At 62.5% G+C, this 19,352-nt stretch carries 15 protein-coding genes; 5 read left to right on the top strand and 10 right to left on the bottom strand.

Translation table 11 applies throughout. The annotated features are described in order from the left end of the window. Nucleotides 1-2 precede the first annotated feature (2 nt). From ltaE to ACMGGK_RS15185, 5 genes are all read right to left on the bottom strand, one after another. Entirely contained in the window at nucleotides 3-1,019 is a 1,017-nt protein-coding gene (ltaE, locus tag ACMGGK_RS15205; protein ID WP_016928343.1) for a low-specificity L-threonine aldolase, read from the bottom strand. Between the two features lie 242 nt (nucleotides 1,020-1,261). Continuing rightward, nucleotides 1,262-2,983 (bottom strand): ubiquinone-dependent pyruvate dehydrogenase, encoded by a 1,722-nt coding sequence (gene poxB / locus ACMGGK_RS15200; RefSeq protein WP_197758102.1) that lies wholly within the window; start codon nucleotides 2,981-2,983, stop codon nucleotides 1,262-1,264. A gap of 198 nt (nucleotides 2,984-3,181) precedes the next feature. Beyond that, entirely contained in the window at nucleotides 3,182-4,183 is a 1,002-nt protein-coding gene (gene hcr / locus ACMGGK_RS15195) for an NADH oxidoreductase (RefSeq protein WP_420277001.1), read from the bottom strand. A gap of 55 nt (nucleotides 4,184-4,238) precedes the next feature. Next, entirely contained in the window at nucleotides 4,239-5,888 is a 1,650-nt protein-coding gene (gene hcp, locus ACMGGK_RS15190) for a hydroxylamine reductase (RefSeq protein WP_420277000.1), read from the bottom strand. Nucleotides 5,889-6,067: 179 nt separating this feature from the next. Then, nucleotides 6,068-6,964, bottom strand: coding sequence for a lysine exporter LysO family protein (locus ACMGGK_RS15185; protein WP_004928363.1), 897 nt, complete (start codon nucleotides 6,962-6,964; stop codon nucleotides 6,068-6,070). A gap of 187 nt (nucleotides 6,965-7,151) precedes the next feature. Between ACMGGK_RS15185 and ACMGGK_RS15180 the strand changes: the two genes are divergently transcribed. Then, nucleotides 7,152-8,810, top strand: coding sequence for an ATP-dependent endonuclease (locus ACMGGK_RS15180; RefSeq protein ID WP_016928338.1), 1,659 nt, complete (start codon nucleotides 7,152-7,154; stop codon nucleotides 8,808-8,810). A 14-nt stretch (nucleotides 8,811-8,824) separates the two neighbouring features. Here the strand turns inward: ACMGGK_RS15180 and ACMGGK_RS15175 are convergent, their stop codons facing one another. Then, nucleotides 8,825-9,778, bottom strand: coding sequence for a VirK/YbjX family protein (locus tag ACMGGK_RS15175; protein WP_016928337.1), 954 nt, complete (start codon nucleotides 9,776-9,778; stop codon nucleotides 8,825-8,827). A gap of 194 nt (nucleotides 9,779-9,972) precedes the next feature. On the opposite strand from ACMGGK_RS15175, the gene macA reads away from it, so the two are divergent. Next, on the top strand, nucleotides 9,973-11,088 hold the full coding sequence (macA, locus tag ACMGGK_RS15170) for a macrolide transporter subunit MacA (RefSeq protein WP_164052607.1): 1,116 nt from the start codon (nucleotides 9,973-9,975) through the stop codon (nucleotides 11,086-11,088). Next, on the top strand, nucleotides 11,088-13,034 hold the full coding sequence (macB, locus tag ACMGGK_RS15165) for a macrolide ABC transporter ATP-binding protein/permease MacB (protein ID WP_206195318.1): 1,947 nt from the start codon (nucleotides 11,088-11,090) through the stop codon (nucleotides 13,032-13,034). Before macA ends, macB begins: the two co-directional genes overlap by 1 nt. 87 nt (nucleotides 13,035-13,121) lie before the next feature. On the opposite strand, the gene cspD is transcribed toward macB, so the two are convergent. Continuing rightward, the gene (gene cspD, locus ACMGGK_RS15160) at nucleotides 13,122-13,343 is read right to left on the bottom strand and encodes a cold shock-like protein CspD (protein ID WP_004928349.1); all 222 of its coding nucleotides are present in this window, start codon (nucleotides 13,341-13,343) and stop codon (nucleotides 13,122-13,124) included. Nucleotides 13,344-13,698: 355 nt separating this feature from the next. Here cspD and clpS point away from each other — a divergent pair, with 355 nt between their 5' ends. Both clpS and clpA read left to right on the top strand, forming a co-directional pair. After that, the gene (gene clpS / locus ACMGGK_RS15155; RefSeq protein ID WP_004928347.1) at nucleotides 13,699-14,019 is read left to right on the top strand and encodes an ATP-dependent Clp protease adapter ClpS; all 321 of its coding nucleotides are present in this window, start codon (nucleotides 13,699-13,701) and stop codon (nucleotides 14,017-14,019) included. Nucleotides 14,020-14,046: 27 nt separating this feature from the next. Then, entirely contained in the window at nucleotides 14,047-16,326 is a 2,280-nt protein-coding gene (gene clpA, locus ACMGGK_RS15150) for an ATP-dependent Clp protease ATP-binding subunit ClpA (protein WP_004928343.1), read from the top strand. Nucleotides 16,327-16,531: 205 nt separating this feature from the next. Here clpA and infA read toward each other — a convergent pair whose 3' ends face one another. The 3 genes from infA to cydC all read right to left on the bottom strand — a co-directional run bounded on the left by infA (nucleotide 16,532) and on the right by cydC (nucleotide 19,350). Then, nucleotides 16,532-16,750, bottom strand: coding sequence for a translation initiation factor IF-1 (infA, locus tag ACMGGK_RS15145; protein WP_002211347.1), 219 nt, complete (start codon nucleotides 16,748-16,750; stop codon nucleotides 16,532-16,534). A gap of 105 nt (nucleotides 16,751-16,855) precedes the next feature. Further along, nucleotides 16,856-17,581, bottom strand: coding sequence for a leucyl/phenylalanyl-tRNA--protein transferase (aat, locus tag ACMGGK_RS15140; RefSeq protein ID WP_016928334.1), 726 nt, complete (start codon nucleotides 17,579-17,581; stop codon nucleotides 16,856-16,858). Nucleotides 17,582-17,610: 29 nt separating this feature from the next. After that, nucleotides 17,611-19,350 carry a heme ABC transporter ATP-binding protein/permease CydC gene (cydC, locus tag ACMGGK_RS15135; RefSeq protein WP_164052609.1) on the bottom strand — a complete coding sequence of 580 codons (1,740 nt, stop codon included), beginning with the start codon at nucleotides 19,348-19,350 and terminating at the stop codon, nucleotides 17,611-17,613. Nucleotides 19,351-19,352: the final 2 nt, after the last annotated feature.

Here is a 19,352-nt window from a genome sequence, read left to right as displayed (position 1 = left end):
AATCAGGCGTGCTGCTGAAGAAACTCCCGCCACAGTTCGACCACCCGCTGCAGATCCTGACGGCTGACGTCGAGGTGGGTCAGAATGCGCGTCAGCGGGCCACTGCTGATCAGCACGCCGCGTTCGCGCATCCACGGACCGAATTTGGCCGCCAGCGCCGGCGGTTGGCGCAGGTACAGCACGTTGGTCTGCGCGCCGGGAGCGGCGATCTCCACACCGATCTGCCGCAGCTGTTGCTCCAGCCAGACCGCGTTGTCATGGTCTTCGCGCAGCCGTGCAACGTTATGCTCCAGCGCGTAGAGACCGGCCGCCGCCAGGATGCCGGCCTGACGCAGCCCGCCGCCGGTCATCTTGCGCCAGCGCAGCGCGCGCTGAATGAAGGCCTCGCTGCCGCACAGCAGCGATCCGACCGGCGCGCCCAACCCTTTCGACAGGCAAATGGTGAAGGTGTCGCAGTATTGCACGATCTCTTTCAGCGGCAGGTTCAGCGCCACGGCGGCGTTGAAGATGCGCGCGCCGTCGATATGCAGCGCCAGCTGCCGCTCGCGGGTAAACTGCCACGCCTGCTGCAGGTAGGCCTGCGGCAGGACTCGGCCGCTGATGGTGTTTTCCAGGCTCAGCAGCCGGGTGCGGGCGAAGTGGATATCGTCGGGTTTGATGGCGGCGGCGAGCTTGTCCAGCGGCAGCGTGCCGTCGGCGTCGGCCTCGATCGGCTGCGGCTGAATGCTGCCCAGCACCGCTGCGCCGCCGGCTTCGTATTTGTAGTTGTGCGCCTGCTGGCCGACCAGGTATTCATCGCCGCGCTGGCAGTGGCTCAGCAGCGCCACCAGGTTGGCCTGGGTGCCGCTGGGCAGAAACAATGCCGCTTCTTTGCCTGACAGGCGCACCGCCTCGGCCTCCAGCGCGTTGACCGTCGGGTCATCGCCGTAGACGTCGTCGCCGACCTCTGCCTGAGCCATCGCCTGGCGCATGGCGGCGCTGGGGCGGGTAACGGTGTCGCTGCGTAAATCGATAAGCATAGGGTTCCTTTAATCCCCTTTATCTTTCAAGCCGCAGCGTTGTTGGCTGCACAGGAGAACTCCAGTCACTGACGTGAGTCAGCGCCTGGGGATTCACCTGCCGGCCGCCTGGCTGCAACTTGAAATCTATTGGGGATGGCAATAATGAATTGAAGGAGTAAACGGTTTCCATCATAGCCCGATTCTTTTTGAGCCACAGATAAAAATCCCGGATATGGCGCTTCCCTATCCGGGAAATACGGCTAGCGCAGCCAGTTGGTTTTCGCCAGTTCAACCACTTCGTCGCCGCGGCCGTTGATGATAGCGCGCAGCATGTACAGGCTGAAGCCTTTCGCCTGTTCGAACTTGATCTGCGGCGGCATTGCCAGCTCTTGCTTGGCGGTGACCACGTCCAGCAGCGCCGGGCCGGGGTGCGCCAACATCTCCTGCAGCGCGCCGTCCAGAGCGGAGGCTTTTTCCACGCGGATGCCCTTGATGCCGGCGGCGTTGGCGATCGCCGCGAAGTCCGGATTATGCAGATCGGTGCCGTCGGTCAGGTAGCCGCCGGCCTTCATCTCCATCGCCACGAACCCCAGCACGCTGTTGTTGAACACTACGATTTTCACCGGCAATTTGAGCTGCGCCAGCGACAGGAAATCCCCCATCAGCATGGTGAAGCCGCCGTCGCCGCACATGGCGATCACCTGTTTATCCGGCGCGGTGGCCTGAGCGCCGATCGCCTGCGGCATGGCGTTGGCCATCGAACCGTGGTTGAACGAACCGAGCAGGCGGCGCTTGCCGTTCATTTTCACGTAGCGGGCGGCCCACACCGTCGGCGTGCCGACGTCGCAGGTGAAGATGGCGTCGTCGCTGGCATAGTGGCTGAGCTGCTGCGCCAGATATTGCGGGTGGATCGGCTGGTCGTCGTTGGCGGTCGCCAGCCCGTCGAGATCCTTGCGCGCGTTGCGGTAATGCTCCAGCGCCTTGTCGAGGAACGCCCGGTCACGCTTCGGTTCCAGCTGCGGCAGCAGGGCGGTGAGGGTGGTGTGGATATCGCCCACCAGCGCCATATTGACCGGGCAGTGCGCGCCGATGCTGCCGGGGTTGATGTCGATCTGAATGATGTTGGCGTTGGTGGGGTAGAACGCGCGATAGGGGAACTGGGTGCCGAGCAGCACCAGCGTGTCGGCGTTCATCATCGCGTGGTAGCCGGAAGAGAAACCGATCAGCCCGGTCATGCCGACGCTGTAGGGGTTGTCCCATTCGATATGCTCTTTACCGCGCAGCGCGTGCACCACCGGCGCCTGCAGCAGCTCGGCCAGCTTAACCACTTCATCGTGCGCGCCGGCGCAGCCGCTGCCGCACATCAGGGTGATGTTCTTCGCCTTGTTCAGCGTTTCCGCCAGCTTGTTCAGCTCGCTCATCGGCGGCTGCACCAGCGGCAGCGCCGGGGTATGCCAGGTCACGGCCGCGTCTTCCGGCGCCATGCGCAGCGCCACGTCGCCCGGCAAGACGACCACCGACACGCCACGATTGAGGATCGCCTTGCGCATGGCGATCTCCAGCACGCGCGGCAGCTGTTCCGGGTTGGAGACCAGTTCGCAATAGTGGCTGCATTCGCGGAACAGCTCCTGCGGATGGGTTTCCTGGAAGTAGCCGCTGCCGATTTCGCTGGAAGGGATATGCGCGGCGATCGCCAGCACCGGCACATGGTTGCGGTGGCAGTCGAACAGGCCGTTGATCAGGTGCAGGTTGCCGGGGCCGCAGGAACCGGCGCACACCGCCAACTGGCCGGTAAGCTGGGCTTCGGCGCCGGCGGCGAAGGCGGCAACCTCTTCATGGCGGGTGCCCAGCCATTCGATGGTGCCCATGCGGTGCAGGCTGTCGCTAAGGCCGTTGAGCGAATCGCCGGTCACGCCCCAAATGCGTTTGACGCCTGCTTGATCCAGCGTTTTGGCGATCAGTGTGGCTACGGTTTGCTTCATGGTTCCCCCAAACAAGGTTTGAAAAACGATGTGGACTCGATCCGGTGAGTGGCAGCAGAACAACTGCAAGCATAGCTTACCGGCTGTGGACGAGATGCGGTCAGGAAGGGTAAAGAGCGTAGGACGGGGAAAAGTGTAACCGGGCTGAAGAGGGGGAACTTGCCGATAAATGCCCCATCGCGGCGATGGGGCCAGGGATCACGCCAGCGTGACATCGCCCTGCAGTTGGCAACTACAGGCCAGCACGTAGCCCTGCGCGATTTCTTCCGCGCTCAGCGTCATGGAGCTGGTGGTGGTGTAGTCGCCCTCGAGGATGCGGGTTTTGCACGAACCGCACACCCCGGCGCGGCAGGTGGCGTTGACCGGCAGGGCATTGGCCTCCATCGCCGCCAGTAGGGTGCTGCCGACCGGCACGCGGAATTCGCGCAGCGGGCGGGCGGCGCGCAGCGTCAGCCCTTCGGTTGCGTCGGCCTGCGCCGCCGGCGTGTGGAACTGCTCCTTATGGAAACGCTCGGCCGGCACGCCGAGCCGGCGACAAAGCTGCTCCACCTGATCCATGTAGGGCGCGGGGCCGCAGGTCATCACCGTGCGTTCGGCGATATCCGGCGCCGCCTGCCGCAGCGTCTGCTCATCGATGCGGCCGCTAAGGTAGCCGGGTTGCAGACCCCGCTCGGCCATCAGCGTCAGGCGCAGCTGCGGATGGGCGGCGCACAGCGCGCGCCATTGATCGGCGAAAATCGTGTCTGCGGGGGTGCGCACGTTAACGATCGCGACGATATCGCAGGCCGGACGGTTGGCGGTCAGCCAGCGGCACATCGAGACGATCGGCGTCACGCCGCAGCCGGCGGCCAGCATCAGATAACGATCGGCCGGGTGGCGCTCGCAGCTGAATTCGCCCTGCGCGTCGGACAGCCACAGCGTGTTGCCGGGCTTGACCTCTTGCGTCAGCCAGCGCGATCCGACGCCGTCCGGCAGGCAGCGCACGCTGATGCTGAGAAAGCGGCTCTGGCCAGGCGAGGAGGAGAGCGTATAGGCGCGCAGCGTCTCCTCGCTGTTGCGAATGCTGACCAGCGCGAACTGGCCGGCCTGGTAAGGATAGAAAACGTCGCAGATCAGGTTCAGCGTCCAGACGTCGGCGGTTTCACGCCGGATGGAATGCACCTGCATGCGGTTCGGGCAAAGCGGAGTGGGTTGAGTCATCGGGCACCTCAAAAAGCAAAGGGGCCGGCGCAGGCGGCCCCATAACGTAACGGCATCAGGCGAGCAGCGCGGCGATATCCTGCTCGACGGTGGTGATCGGACGCAGGCCGAATTTCTCGTTGAGGATCGCCATCAGGTTGTCGGTCAGGAAGCCCGGCGCGGTCGGGCCGGTGACGATGTTTTTCACCCCCAGCGACAGCAGCGTCAGCAGAATGACGATCGCCTTCTGTTCAAACCACGACAGCACCAGACTGAGCGGCAGCTCGTTGACGCTGCAGCCGAGCGTGTCCGCCAGCTTGACCGCCAGCATGATGGCGGAGTAGGCGTCGTTGCACTGGCCGACGTCCAGCAGGCGCGGCAACCCTTCCAGCGTGCCGAAATCCAGCTTGTTGAAGCGGTACTTGCCGCAGGCCAGCGTCATGATCAGGCAGTCTTGCGGCACGCTGCGGGCGAAGTCGGTGAAGTAGCTGCGCTCGTCGCGGCTGCCGTCGCAGCCGCCCACCAGGAAGACGTGGCGCAGTTTTTTCTGCGATACCAGGTCGATGACCGTGTCGGCGGCGTTAAGCAACGTCTGGCGGCCGAAGCCGACGGTGATCAGGTGCTCGATCTCGGTGTAAGGGAAGCCGTTCATGCCCTGTGCCTGGCGGATCACGGCGCCGAAGTCGTCGCCTTCCAGATGGTTGACGCCCGGCCAGCCGACGATGCTGCGGGTCCAGATACGATCGCCGTAGTTGCCGACGTTAGGATCGATGATGCAGTTGGAGGTCATCACGATCGGGCCGGGGAATTTGGCGAATTCCGTCTGCTGGTTTTGCCAGCCGCTGCCGTAGTTGCCCACCAGGTGCTTGAATCTTTTCAGTTCCGGATAGCCGTGCGCCGGCAGCATTTCACCGTGGGTGTAAACGTTGACGTTTTGCCCTTCGGTTTGCTCGAGCAGCATGCGCAGATCTTTGAGATCGTGGCCGGAAATCAGGATGGCTTTCCCGGCCACCGGGCGCACGTTGACCGCGCTGGGCTGCGGATCGCCGTAGGCCTGGGTTTCACCGCGATCGAGGATCGCCATCACGTTGAAGTTCATCTTGCCGATGCCCATGGCGTTGTTCAGCAGGGTGTCGACGTCGCGCGGCCGGGTGCCGAGCCAGGCCATAAAGGCGTGGTAGTCGGCATAGAGTTGCTCGTCGAACTGGCCGAGCACGTGTGCGTGTTCCATATAGGCCGCCGCGCCTTTCAGGCCATACAGGCACAGCAGGCGCAAACCGTGTACGTCGTCGCCGACCTCGGCCTTGTCGCTGTCGAGGGCAAACTGCGCCGCCTGTTGCAGCAGCGCAGGCATAGCGTCACCGGCCAGCTGCAGCGCCGCCATCGGGTGATCGACGCGCACGTCGGCATCCAGCAGCCGGCAACGGGCGGCCAGCGAGTCGCGCAGCAGCAGGGTTTCCCGCGCGTAACCGATGATGCGCTGGGAGTCGAAGTTGACGTTGGTCAGGGTGGAGAAGAAGGCGCGCGGGGCGAAGCTGTCGATTTCGTGGTCGACGATGCCCAGCGAACGCGCCTGCAGCGCCCAGGCCGAGAGGCCCTGCAGCGCCGCCACCAGCAGATCCTGCAGATCGGAGGTTTCCGCCGTTTTGCCGCACATGCCCTGAGCATACGCGCAGCCGTTGCCTGCCGGGGTTCGAATGGTTTGTTCACATTGCACACAGAACATAGTCGCTTCCTTTTAATTTTAAAGTTGCATTTGTAATGCTTGTTTAAAAGCATAGATCGGCGATCGGGGTTGCAAAAGGCTTTTGTGCGACTACTGCGGGCAAGTTTGATTTAGCGCAATTTTGCCGTGCGGATGGGAATTATTACGCTTTGGGGGCCGGGGGCCCCCAGGGGAAAGGATCAGGAGAACAGGGCGATCAGCACCGGCGCCAGCAGGCTCAGCAGGAAGCCGTGGACGATGGCGGGGGGCACCATGTCCAGTCCGCCGCTGCGCTGCAGCACCGGCAGGGTGAAGTCCATCGAGGTGGCGCCGCACAGGCCGAGGGCGGTGGAGCGGCTGCGGCGCACCAGCGTCGGGATCAGCATGATCGCCACCAGCTCGCGCGCCAGATCGTTGAAGAACGCGGCGCTGCCCATCACCGGGCCGTAGGCGTCGGTGATCAGAATGCCGGACAGCGAGTACCAGCCGAAGCCGGAGGCCATCGCCAGCCCGGCCTTGACCGGCAACCCCAGCAGCTGCGCCGCCAGCGCGCCGCCGGCCAGCGACGCGACGGTCACCACCAATGCCACCAGCGTGCCGCGGCGGTTGAGCACGATCTGGCGCAGCGTCATGCCGCTGTTGCGCAGCTGAATGCCGACCAGCAACAGCAGGAAGATCAGCGCATATTCGCTGCCTTTATGGGCGAACTGCAGCCATTGCCACTGCGTCAGGCCGAGCAGGAAGCCGCCGAGCACCACGCCGCACAGCTTGAGCGACTCCAGCGCCATGTGCACGCGCGAAGGCAGCTTTTCCTGTTTATGGCTGCTGCGCCACGGCATGCGCCGCTCCAGCAGCGCCAGCAACAGCAGATTGGCGCAGAGAATGCAGAAGAAGAACACCGCGCTGTACTGGAAGATCAGCACCAGGTTGCTGCTGAGATCTTCCATAAACGCCAGGCTGATGCCCATGAAAAACAGGATCACGTACACCATCCAGCTGAGCAGCCGGTTGATCAGCACCAGCAGCGGGCGATGGCGTAAGGGAATGAGGTAACCGACAATCAGCGGTAACAGAATAATCAACAGTCCTGAGTACATGGTGCAGCTTGTGTCCTTGAGTTTTGAGGCGCGCCGAACGGCGGCGAGGAGCACACGCTAACCAAAAGCCCGGCCGGAGTAAAGCGGCAGATTTGACGCTGGCCGCTTGACCTGCAAGGGGTTTTTTGACCATGCTCTGTGAAGGTCGCCTCATTGAAGAGGCGACGGCGCGCACGGGAGGCGGCGGATGTTCTTGGAGCGTATCGAAATTGTAGGTTTTCGCGGCATTAATCGGCTGTCGCTGATGCTGGACGACAACACGCTGTTGCTCGGCGAAAACGCCTGGGGTAAATCCAGCCTGCTGGATGCGCTGACGCTGCTGCTGGCGCCGGAGCAGAAGCTGTATCGGTTTGAGGCGCACGATTTCCATTTCCCCCCCGGTGAAGAGTCAGCCAAAGAGCGCCACCTGCAGGTGGTGTTCACCTTCTGCGAAAAAGACATCGGCCATGCGCACCTGCCGCGCTATCGCCACCTGACGCCGCTGTGGGTCAAGGGCGAAGATGGCCTGAGCCGCATTCATTACCGCTGCGAGGGAGAGCTGGCCGACGACGGCACGGTGTGCACCTGGCGCGGTTTTCTCGACGCCGACGGCAACGCCTTTCAACTGCACCATATCGAACAACTGGCCCACGCCATTATCCGGATCCATCCGGTATTGCGCCTGCGCGACGCGCGCTTTATTCGTCGTCTGCGCCCCAGCAGCCTCGGCGATGAACGCAAACCCGATACCCAGGCGCTGGCGCAGCAGTTGGATCAGCTGACGCGCGAGCTGGTGCGCAATCCGCAGAAGCTGACCAACGGTGAGCTGCGCCAGGGGCTGGCGGCGATGCAGCAGCTGCTGGAGCACTATTTCGCCGAGCAGAGTTCGCAGGTGACGCGGCCGCGCCGCCGCGGCGGTGAACCGGAGCAGGACGCCTGGCGCGCGCTGGACGGCATCAACCGCATGGTGGCCGAGCCGAACAGCCGCAGCATGCGCCTGATCCTGCTGGGGATGTTTTCCACCCTGCTGCAGGCCAAGGGCGACGTCAAGCTGGATCCCCATGCCCGGCCGCTGTTGCTGGTGGAGGACCCGGAAACTCGCCTGCACCCGATCATGCTGTCGGTGGCCTGGGGGCTGCTCAATCAGCTGCCGCTGCAGCGCATCACCACCACCAACTCCAGCGAACTGGTGTCGCTGGTGCCGGTGGAGCACGTCTGCCGGCTAGTGCGCGAGTCGGGGCGGGTTGCGACCTACCGTCTCGGGCCGCGCGGGCTGAGCGCCGAAGACGGGCGGCGCATCGCGTTTCACATCCGTTTCAACCGGCCGTCGTCACTGTTCGCCCGCTGCTGGCTGCTGGTGGAAGGCGAGACCGAAGTGTGGCTGCTGAACGAGCTGGCGCGCCAGTGCGGCTATCATTTCGAGGCGGAAGGGGTGAGGGTCATCGAATTCGCCCAGTGCGGCCTGAAGCCGCTGCTGCGCTTCGCCCGCCGCATGGGCATCGAGTGGCATGCGCTGGTGGACGGCGACGAGGCAGGCAAAAAGTACGCCAATACCGTGCGCAGCCTGCTGGACAATCATGAAGACAACGAACGCGATCGGCTGACCGCGCTGCCGGCGCCGGACATGGAGCACTTCATGTTCCGCGAAGGGTTCGGCCCGGTTTATCACCGAATGGCGTCGGTGCCGCTCAACGCGCAGATGCCGGTGCGCAAGGTGATCCTGAAAGCGGTTCACCATTCGTCGAAACCGGATCTGGCGATTGAGGTCGCGATGCAGGCCGGCGAATGGGGCACGGACTCGGTGCCGCCGCTGCTGAAGAAAATGTTCTCACGGGTAATCTGGCTGGCGCGCGGCCGGGCGGACTGACAGCCCGCCGGGCGTCATCGGGCGCAGAAATGCGCCGCCAATTCCTGTTCCAGCGCGTCCAGCAGCTGATAGCGACGGCGATACTCGGCGCGCTTCTTGCTGGCAATCTCTTCGATAGGTTTGCGGGCGATGCGCTCGGGCAGCAGGAAATAGCCGCTGTCGAGCGGTTTGGCGCCCATCGACAGCCAGAACTGATCGTAATCGGCGTGCAGTTGGCCCTTCTTCTTGCTCTGGTAACGCCAGTTTTGATAGATATGGGTGGCATTGCCGACGGCTACGATCTGGCGGATGCCGAGATGCCGCGCCAGCGTGCAAATGCCTTCCAGCACCAGCCGTTTAGGGAACAGACCGTGACACTCCTTGGTGGTGTGCTGGATCTCGGCGTGCGGCACCTCATGGTTCGCGCCCTGCAGGCCGCCGATGAACAGCGTCGGCTGCTGCTGATAATGCATCAGCGCAAAGGTGATTTCCGCCAGCATCACGCCGTTGGCGTTGCGCAGCAGCAGCGTGGCTTCCCCTTCCTTATTCAGTTTGTCGATCGCCGCCAGTTCCAGCGCGATCGGCGCTTCGTTTTTGCCCATCGCGCGGGCCAGCACGAAAGGCTGTGGGCCGAGGTGGCCGAGACGCATCTTCAGCGGCATGCGCTGCACGATGAGATCGTAATGATCGCGCAGGGCGAACAGGCATTCGATCTTGCTCATGTTGGCCGCCAGGTAGGGGCGATGCAGCTTGCACGGCAGGTTCGGCTGTGCGCTCAGGATCTCCTCCCGCAGCGGGTTGCTGGCCAGGGTGCTGAGCAGGCCGCTGGTGGTGCGCCAGTTGAGCAGCGAACGGCCGAGAAACTTCAGGCGAAACGAGGTTTTTTTCCAGGCGTTGCTCGGTGCCTTTTCGCCATTGATCAGCGCCGTCATCAGTTGCCAGCCGTTAAGCGGCCGGGCGGAGGCGAGTGGGTAGCTGAGCTGTGACATGATGAAATCCTTGGCTGTGTTGAATGGCGTTATTTCATCAAGGTTTCACTAAACGGGAGTTCAATGCTGAACTGTAACCAGGCGTGTCTCCACATTGTGTTGAGCTAAGGTTTAGTTATTCCCTACGTTGCATGCTAATTTAGCTCCGCCGCCGCAATGGGCGGTTGATATTCACAAGCACAGGCAGGTCCATTTTGACAGGGTTTAAAGGACATAAACGCCGCTGGATACTCGTTCTGGCGGTGATTGCGGCGATTGTCGCGGCGGCCGTTTGGCACTTCCGCCATCCGGCGCCGACCGATTTCAAAACGGTGAAGGTCACAACACGCGATCTGCAGCAGAACGTGTTGGCGACCGGCCAGCTGGACGCGGTGCGCAAGGTTGACGTCGGCGCGCAGGTCAGCGGGCAGTTGGAAAAACTGTATGTCGAGATCGGCGACAAGGTGAAAAAAGGCCAGTTGCTGGGGGTTATCGATCCGCAACAGGCGCAGAACAGCATTCGCGAAGGCGAGGCGACGCTGCGCGAACTGCATGCGCAACTGCTGCAGGCGCAGGCCGAACAGCAACTGGCGGCGGTCACGCTGCAGCGCAACCAGGCGCTGGCCAGGCTGCAGGCAGTGTCGCGTCAGGATCTGGATCAGGCGGCGACGCAGTTGGCGGTGAAGAAGGCGCAGGTGGGCACCATCAATGCGCAGATCGCGCGGAATCAGGCCAGCTTGGACACCGCCAAGATCAACCTGGCCTACACCCGCATCGAAGCGCCGATGGATGGCGACGTGGTGCAGATCACCACGCTGCAGGGCCAGACGGTGATCGCGGCGCAGCAGGCGCCGAACATTCTGACGCTGGCGGATCTCGGAACCATGCTGGTGAAGGCGCAGGTGTCGGAGGCCGACGTCATTAACCTCAAGCCAGGTCAGAAGGCCTGGTTCACGGTGCTGGGCGATCCGACCCGGCGCTTCGACGGCGTGCTGAAAGACATTCAGCCGACGCCGGAAAAGGTCAACAACGCCATCTTCTATTATGCGCGTTTCGAAGTGCCCAACCCGGAAAGGCTGCTGCGCTTGCAAATGACGGCGCAGGTGCATATTCAGCTGGCCGGCGTCCAGCAGGCGCTGGTGATCCCGCTGGCGGCGCTGGGCGATCAGATCGCCGACAATCGCTACCACGTCTCGGTGTTGAAACAGGGCAAGGAAGAGAAGCGCGAGGTGGCCATCGGCCTGCGCAACAATATCGACGTGCAGATCCTCCGCGGGCTTGAGGCGGGCGATGAGGTGATCGTCAGCCGCGGCGGCGTGGAGGCCGGCTGATGGCGGCGCTGTTGCAGCTGAGCGGCATTCGCCGCAGCTACCGTTCCGGCGAGCAGACGGTCGAGGTGCTGAAGGGGATCAGTCTGAGCATCGACGCCGGTGAAATGGTGGCGATCATGGGGGCTTCCGGCTCCGGCAAATCGACGCTGATGAACATTCTCGGCTGTCTGGACAAGCCGAGCGCCGGCGTGTATCGGGTGGCCGGGCAAGATGTGGCGACGCTGAGCGACGATGCGCTGGCGCAGCTGCGGCGCGAGCATTTCGGCTTTATCTTTCAACGCTACCATCTGCTGCCGCACCTGAGCGCGGCGCACAACGTCGAGGTGCCGGCGGTGTACGCCGGGCTGGGCAAAGCGGCGCGGCGCGAACGGGCGGAGGCGCTGTTGCGGCGGTTGGGGTTGGGGGAGCGCGTCAACTATCGGCCGAGCCAGCTTTCCGGCGGCCAGCAGCAGCGCGTCAGTATCGCCCGCGCGTTGATGAACGGCGGGCAGGTGATCCTGGCGGATGAGCCGACCGGCGCGCTGGACAGCCACTCCGGCGAAGAGGTGATGGCGATCCTCAAACAGCTGTGCGCCCAGGGGCACACGGTGATCCTGGTGACTCACGATCCGGCGGTGGCGCGCCAGGCGGAGCGAATCATCGAGATCCGCGACGGCGAGATCATCGCCGACTCGCGCCCGGCGCCGCAGGAGAATGTGCAGGCCAATCCGCTGGCGCTGGCCGCAACGGCGCCTTCCTGGCGGCAGATGGGCGGCCGTTTCCGCGAGGCGCTGATCATGGCCTGGCGCGCGATGGCGGCCAACAAGATGCGCACCGCGCTGACCATGCTCGGCATCATTATCGGCATCGCCTCGGTGGTGTCGATCCTGGTGATCGGCGACGCCGCCAAGCAGATGGTGCTGGCGGACATCAAATCCATCGGCACCAATACTGTCGATATTTATCCCGGCAAGGATTTCGGCGACGACGATCCGACCTATCGGCAATCGTTGAAATACGGCGATCTCGACGCGCTGCGCGAACAGCCGTACATCAGCGCGCTGTCGCCGAGCATCAGCAGCAGCATGCGGCTGCGCTTGGGCAACGTCGATGCGGCGGCCAACGTCAACGGCGTCAGCGAGCAGTTCTTCCGTGTGTACGGCATGAGCTTTACCCAGGGCGTCGGCATCGATCCGATGCAGGTGCAGTCGCAGGCGCAAACGGTGGTGATCGACGCCAATACCCAACGGCGGCTGTTCCCGCACCAGAAGAACGTGGTGGGGGAAGTTATCCTGGTGGGCAACATGCCGGCGACGGTGGTCGGCGTGGCCAAGGAGAAGCAGTCGATGTTCGGCAGCAGCAAGACGCTGAACGTGTGGGTGCCGTACAGCACCATGGCCAACCGGCTGATGGGCAACAGCTATTTCGACTCGATCACCGTGCGTATCCGTGACGGTTACGACAGCAAGGAAGCGGAACAACAGCTGTCGCGCCTGTTGACGCTGCGCCACGGTAAAAAGGATTTCTTCACCTATAACATGGACAGCCTGGTGCAAACCGCGGAGAAAACCACCCGCACGCTGCAGCTGTTCCTTACGCTGGTGGCGGTGATCTCACTGGTGGTCGGCGGCATCGGCGTGATGAACATCATGCTGGTGTCGGTAACCGAGCGCACGCGCGAGATCGGCATCCGCATGGCGGTGGGCGCGCGTTCCGGCGACGTGTTGCAGCAGTTCCTGATCGAGGCGGTATTGGTCTGCCTGGTGGGGGGCGCGCTGGGGATTACGCTGTCGTTCGCCATCGGCCTGGCGGTGCAGTTGGTATTGCCGGGGTGGCAGATCAGCTTCCCGCCGGCGGCGTTGCTGAGCGCGTTCCTCTGTTCCACCGGCATCGGCGTGGTGTTCGGCTATCTGCCGGCGCGCAATGCCGCGCGGCTGAATCCGATCGATGCGCTGGCGCGAGAGTAAGTAAAGGGCATAAAAAATGCCAGTCACACGGCGGCTGGCATTTTTATCGCAGTCAGGGGCAAGGCAGCGCGACGCTGCCGGAAGCGTTCAGGACAGCGCCTCGCTTTCCACCGGCACAATAAGACTGGCATGGTTCCCTTTCGGCCCTTGATGCACGTCGAAGCTGACCTGCTGGCCCGCCTTCAACGTTCTGTAACCATCCATCTTGATGGTGGAATAATGCGCGAAAATATCTTCGCCGCCGCCGGCTGGGCAGATGAAGCCAAAGCCTTTGGCGTTGTTAAACCATTTAACAGTACCCGTCTCCATGCTTTTACATCCCTCGCAACGCTATTTTAAGTGAGATGAATAACTGAATTCGCACCCGCCGTGGGCGGGTAGCAGGGTGGACAAGGGGTGGTTAAAAGACCACCAGCCACGAATTTACACTCTAGAGCAAATGATCGGGGCGTCAAGGGATCGGCTTTTGTCGGCGGGGAGCAGTTCACCAAAGTTTGAAGCAGGTAACGCTATTGCCACGATTCAGTCACAATTGGCCCGTTTTTTTGCGCACGTTACAGTGCGGCGGGACGATGCCGAAGATGATAAAATAGTAACTATCCCCACTTTGAATAACCGAAACCTGCCCCCATATCAGAGGGCAGAGCAGAGAAGATGAGCAGCGATGGGCAATAACAACGACTGGCTAAACTTTGAACACTTGGCCGAAGAAAAACAAATCGATGCGGTAAAACCGCCGTCTATGTATAAAGTTATACTTAACAACGACGATTACACACCGATGGAATTTGTGATTGACGTTCTGCAAAAGTTCTTTTCTTATGATATTGAACGCGCAACGCAACTGATGCTCACGGTCCACTATCAAGGCAAGGCGATCTGTGGTGTTTTTACCGCCGAGGTGGCGGAAACCAAAGTCGTCCATGTGAACCGGTACGCAAGGGAGAACGAGCATCCGTTGCTTTGTACGCTGGAAAAAGCCTGAATAAGGCAATCTATTGGGGAGGTGCTTATGCTCAATCAAGAACTGGAACTCAGTCTCAACATGGCTTTCGCCAGGGCGCGTGAGCACAGACACGAGTTTATGACCGTGGAGCACCTGTTGCTGGCGTTGCTGAGCAACCCTGCCGCGCGAGAAGCGCTCGAGGCATGTACGGTGGATCTGGCCGCGTTGCGCCAGGAGCTGGAAGCCTTCATCGAACAAACCACACCGACGCTGCCCGCCGGCGAAGAGGAGCGCGACACTCAGCCGACGCTCAGCTTCCAGCGCGTGTTGCAGCGCGCGGTCTTCCATGTGCAATCTTCCGGCCGCAGCGAAGTGTCCGGCGCCAATGTATTGGTGGCCATCTTCAGCGAGCAGGAGTCGCAGGCGGCTTATCTGCTGCGCAAGCACGACGTCAGCCGTCTCGACGTGGTGAACTTCATTTCACATGGCACGCGTAAAGACGAGCCGGGCCAAGCGCCGAATGCGGAAAACCCGGTGAACGAAGAGCAGTCCGGAGGGGAAGACCGTATGGAAAACTTCACCACCAACCTCAATCAGTTGGCCCGTGTGGGCGGCATCGATCCGTTGATCGGCCGCGATCGTGAGCTGGAGCGCGCGATTCAGGTGCTGTGCCGCCGTCGTAAAAACAACCCGCTGCTGGTCGGCGAATCCGGCGTGGGCAAGACCGCCATCGCCGAAGGTCTGGCCTGGCGTATCGTGCAGGGCGACGTGCCGGAAGTGATGGCGGACTGCACGCTGTATTCGCTGGATATCGGTTCACTGCTGGCCGGCACCAAATACCGCGGCGACTTCGAGAAACGCTTCAAGGCGCTGCTCAAGCAGCTGGAGCAGGATCAGAACAGCATCCTGTTCATCGATGAAATTCATACCATCATCGGCGCCGGTGCGGCTTCCGGTGGGCAAGTGGATGCCGCCAACCTGATCAAACCGCTGCTGTCGAGCGGCAAGATCCGGGTGATCGGCTCGACCACCTACCAGGAGTTCAGCAACATCTTCGAAAAGGATCGCGCTTTGGCGCGCCGCTTCCAGAAGATCGATATCACCGAACCGACGGCGGAAGAGACCGTTCAGATCATCAACGGCCTGAAGGCCAAGTATGAAGCGCACCACGACGTGCGTTATACCGCCAAGGCGATCCGCGCCGCGGTGGAGCTGTCGGTGAAATACATCAACGATCGCCATCTGCCGGACAAGGCGATCGACGTGATTGACGAGGCGGGCGCCCGCAGCCGGTTGATGCCGGCCAGCAAGCGCAAGAAAACCGTTAACGTGGCCGATATCGAATCCGTGGTGGCGCGTATCGCGCGCATCCCAGAGAAAACCGTGTCGGCCAGCGATCGCGACGTGCTGAGAAACCTGGGCGATCGCTTGAAGATGCTGGTGTTCGGCCAGGATCAGGCGATCGAAGCGCTGACCGAAGCGATCAAGATGAGCCGCGCCGGTCTGGGCCACGAGCGCAAGCCGGTCGGTTCCTTCCTGTTCGCCGGGCCGACCGGGGTCGGGAAAACCGAGGTCACCGTTCAGTTGGCCAAGGCGATGGATATCGAGCTGCTGCGTTTCGACATGTCCGAGTACATGGAGCGGCATACCGTCAGCCGTCTGATCGGCGCGCCTCCGGGCTACGTCGGTTACGATCAGGGCGGGCTGCTGACCGATGCGGTGATCAAGCATCCGCATGCGGTGGTGCTGCTCGATGAGATCGAGAAGGCGCACCCGGACGTGTTCAACCTGCTGTTGCAGGTGATGGATAACGGTACGCTGACCGACAACAACGGCCGCAAGGCGGACTTCCGCAATGTGATCCTGGTGATGACCACCAACGCCGGGGTGCGGGAAACCGAACGCAAGTCGATTGGTCTGGTGCAGCAGGACAACAGCACCGACGCGATGGAAGAGATCAAGAAGGTGTTTACGCCGGAGTTCCGCAACCGTCTGGACAACATCATCTGGTTCAACCATCTGTCTACCGAGGTGATCCAGCAGGTGGTCGACAAGTTTATCGTCGAACTGCAGGCGCAGCTGGATGCGAAGGGTGTCTCGCTGGAAGTGAGCGACGAAGCGCGCGATTGGCTGTCGGTGAAGGGTTACGACCGTGCGATGGGCGCTCGTCCGATGGCGCGCGTCATGCAGGAAAACCTGAAGAAACCGTTGGCCAACGAGTTGCTGTTCGGTTCGCTGGTGGACGGCGGTTCCGTGAAGGTCGAGCTGGACAAGGACAAGAAACAGCTGACCTACCACTTCCTCAGCGCCGCCAAGCGCAAAGCGGACGAGGGCGCGGTGCACTAAGGCCGCCTTCAGGCAAAGAAAAAGCGATGCTTCGGCATCGCTTTTTTTATGGGTGAGATTCACCGTACAACAGAAACGAGTGAGCCCTCTCAGTTTACCTGCGCACCTGCAACCCGTTGTGTAACGTCGCTGCGGGGGTAAACGGAAAGGGCTCCCGAGGGATTACATCCTCGATGCCGCCAGCGTGTGGCGCGCGGTGAGCCGATTAACGGCTACGGAAGACAATGCGGCCTTTGCTCAGGTCGTACGGGGTCAGCTCTACAGTGACTTTGTCGCCCGTCAGGATGCGGATATAGTTTTTACGCATTTTACCGGAGATGTGTGCGGTTACCACGTGCCCGTTTTCCAATTCAACGCGGAACATGGTGTTCGGCAGCGTATCAAGAACGGTGCCCTGCATTTCAATATTGTCTTCTTTGGCCATCGAATCCTCTAGGTCTAACTACCTTAGTTTTTAACCGGCAAGATAATGCCGAAAAACCCCCATTATGTAAAGATGTGTCGGTGAACATTGCACCGTTTCCACCAATTAGTTTACTGGATAGGGCGGTTCAACCGGCTGTGGGGATATGACTTGCGGCTCCCAGCACGCCGGTGCCAAAGGCCGCCGTTGAAGGGTGCTGAGCTGCTGCAAGAATTGACGGCGCGGAATTTCACGCGCGCCAAGGCGGGCAGTGTGAGCGTTCAGCACCTGGCAGTCAATCAATTCCCCGCCATAAGCGGCAAAATGGCGGCAAAAGGCCATCAATGCGCATTTTGAGGCGTTGGTGACGCGGCTGAACATCGATTCGCCGCAGAACAACGCGCCCTGCGCCACACCGTACATGCCGCCGACCAGTTGATCATCCTGCCATACCTCCACCGAGTGCGCGTAGCCGAGGCGATGCAGATGTTGATAGGCGCGCTGCACCTCCGGGCCGATCCAGGTGCCTTCATTCGGCCGGTGGGCGCAGGCGGCGATCACCGCGGCGAAGTCGTGATTAAGCGTGATGCGAAACGGATCGTGGCGAAGAAAGCGTTTCAGGCTGCGGTTGAGATGAAACTCGGCTGGGAACAGCACCGCACGCGGATCGGGTGACCACCACAGAATCGCTTCCCCCGGCGAGTACCAGGGGAAGATGCCGCGCTCGTAGGCTGCCAGCAGCCGCGGCGCCGTCAGGTCGCCGCCGATCGCCAGCAGGCCGTTGGGATCGCGCAGGGCGCCCTCAGGCGAGGGAAACGCCAGCGACTGGGGGGAAAGCTTAACGATGCGCATACAGGGTTTCTGCGTCCTCTACGGGCCGATTACGGCGCCAGGTTGCTGATACGGTTGCGAAAGCGGGCATAGCGGCCCTGCTGGCGCATTAGGGCGGCGTGATCGCCCTGTTCGACAATTTGGCCGTCATCCATTACGCAAATGCGATCGAGATGCTCCAGGCCGTACAGGCGGTGCGTCACCAGGATCAGCGTCTTGCCCTGACAATGCCGGCGCAGCAGCGCCAGGATCTGCTGCTCGGTCTCGGCGTCCAGCCCTTCGGTCGGTTCGTCAAGCAACAGCAGCGGGGCAGGGTGCAGCAGCGCGCGGGCGATGCCCAGCCGGCGCTGTTCGCCACCGGACAGCTGCCGGCCGCCTTCGCCGAGCCAGGCGTTCAGCCCGCCGTCGCCGGCCAGCAATTTGCCGAGCCCCACCTGCTGCAGGACGTCACTCAAATGAGCGTCGTCGGCATCCGATGCGGCCAGCCGCAGGTTTTCCCGCAGCGTATCGCTGAAGATATGCACTCGCTGGCTGACGACCGTGGTCATTCGGCGCAGCGTGGTTTCATCATAATCCTCCAGCGGTTCGCCGTTGAGCAGAATTTTTCCGCCGTCGGTGCGCCAGGCGCGGGTCAGCAGCTGCAGCAGGGTGGACTTGCCGCAGCCGGTGCGGCCGAGCAAGGCGATGTGTTCGCCGGCCGCGACTTCGAGCGTGACGTCGCGCAGCACCGGCTGCGGCTGATCGGGGTAGGTGAAACTCAGCTGCCGCAGGCTGAGCTGCGCCCGGTCGGCGGCGGCCGGACCGGCGGCGGGGAAGGTGACTTCCGGCTGGCGATCGATGATCTGTTTGACCCGCGTGGCGGAGGCGATCACCTGGCCGAGGTGCTGGAAGGCGCCGGCCACCGGCATCAGCGCTTCGAACGACGCCAGCGCGGCGAAGACAAACAGCGCGATCAGCGCGCCGGGTTGGGTATCGCCGCCGATGCCGGCGGCGGTCAGCCACAGCAGCAGCGTCACCGTCAGCCCGCTGGCGAGGATCATCAGCGCCTGCGCCTTGCCGCTCAGCGAGGCTTGCTGCCACTGGCGGCGTTGCCACAGCTGTTCGGTGGCATTCAGCGTCTGGCGGAAGTCGTTGACGGCGCCGAACACCACCAGCTCCGCCTGCCCCTGCAGCCAGGCGGTCAGGTCGGTGCGGTATTGGCCGCGCAGGGCGGTGAGTTGCCCGCCGATCGGTTTGCCGGCGCGATAGAACACCGGCGGCACCAGCAGCAATAGCAGCAACAGAATGCCGCCCAGCGTCAGGGCGAGTGCAGGATCCAGCCAGCTCAGGCCGTAGGTGACGACCAGGATCACCACCGCCGCGCTGATCAGCGGCGAGATCACCCGCAGATAAAGATGATCCAGCGTGTCCACGTCCGCCACCAGGCGGTTGAGCAGGTCGGCCTGGCGGAAACGGGCGATGCCGCCCGGCGTCAGCGGCAGGATCTTGCTGAAGGTGAACACCCGCAGGTGCGACAGCACGCGGAAGGTGGCGTCGTGGCTGACCACGCGCTCGGCGTAGCGCCCGGCGGTGCGGAAGATCGCCGCGCCGCGCACGCCGGCGGCGGGCAGCATGTAGTTGAAGGTCAGCAGACCCGCCAATCCGGCCAGCGAAGAGGCGGCCAGGAACCAGCCGGAGAGCGCCAGCAGGCCGATGCTGGCCAGCAGAGTGACGATCGCCAAAAGGATGCCCAGGCTAATCAGCAGGCTATGGCGGCGATACAACGCCAAAAACGGCAGCAAAACGCGCATGA

This window comes from Serratia sp. BNK-33-b, from assembly GCF_048684565.1.
In the GTDB taxonomy this organism is placed as follows: domain Bacteria; phylum Pseudomonadota; class Gammaproteobacteria; order Enterobacterales; family Enterobacteriaceae; genus Serratia; species Serratia marcescens.
This window is presented reverse-complemented; position numbering and strand designations above follow the sequence as displayed.

Coding starts and splice junctions, on each gene's coding strand:
- ACMGGK_RS15180 (WP_016928338.1), top strand. CDS start 7,152: ATGTTCTTGGAGCGTATCGAAATTGTAGGTTTTCGCGGCATTAATCGG.
- cspD (WP_004928349.1), bottom strand. CDS start 13,343: ATGGAGACGGGTACTGTTAAATGGTTTAACAACGCCAAAGGCTTTGGC.
- macB (WP_206195318.1), top strand. CDS start 11,088: ATGGCGGCGCTGTTGCAGCTGAGCGGCATTCGCCGCAGCTACCGTTCC.
- aat (WP_016928334.1), bottom strand. CDS start 17,581: ATGCGCATCGTTAAGCTTTCCCCCCAGTCGCTGGCGTTTCCCTCGCCT.
- infA (WP_002211347.1), bottom strand. CDS start 16,750: ATGGCCAAAGAAGACAATATTGAAATGCAGGGCACCGTTCTTGATACG.
- clpS (WP_004928347.1), top strand. CDS start 13,699: ATGGGCAATAACAACGACTGGCTAAACTTTGAACACTTGGCCGAAGAA.
- poxB (WP_197758102.1), bottom strand. CDS start 2,983: ATGAAGCAAACCGTAGCCACACTGATCGCCAAAACGCTGGATCAAGCA.
- cydC (WP_164052609.1), bottom strand. CDS start 19,350: ATGCGCGTTTTGCTGCCGTTTTTGGCGTTGTATCGCCGCCATAGCCTG.
- ACMGGK_RS15185 (WP_004928363.1), bottom strand. CDS start 6,964: ATGTACTCAGGACTGTTGATTATTCTGTTACCGCTGATTGTCGGTTAC.
- hcr (WP_420277001.1), bottom strand. CDS start 4,183: ATGACTCAACCCACTCCGCTTTGCCCGAACCGCATGCAGGTGCATTCC.
- hcp (WP_420277000.1), bottom strand. CDS start 5,888: ATGTTCTGTGTGCAATGTGAACAAACCATTCGAACCCCGGCAGGCAAC.
- ACMGGK_RS15175 (WP_016928337.1), bottom strand. CDS start 9,778: ATGTCACAGCTCAGCTACCCACTCGCCTCCGCCCGGCCGCTTAACGGC.
- clpA (WP_004928343.1), top strand. CDS start 14,047: ATGCTCAATCAAGAACTGGAACTCAGTCTCAACATGGCTTTCGCCAGG.
- ltaE (WP_016928343.1), bottom strand. CDS start 1,019: ATGCTTATCGATTTACGCAGCGACACCGTTACCCGCCCCAGCGCCGCC.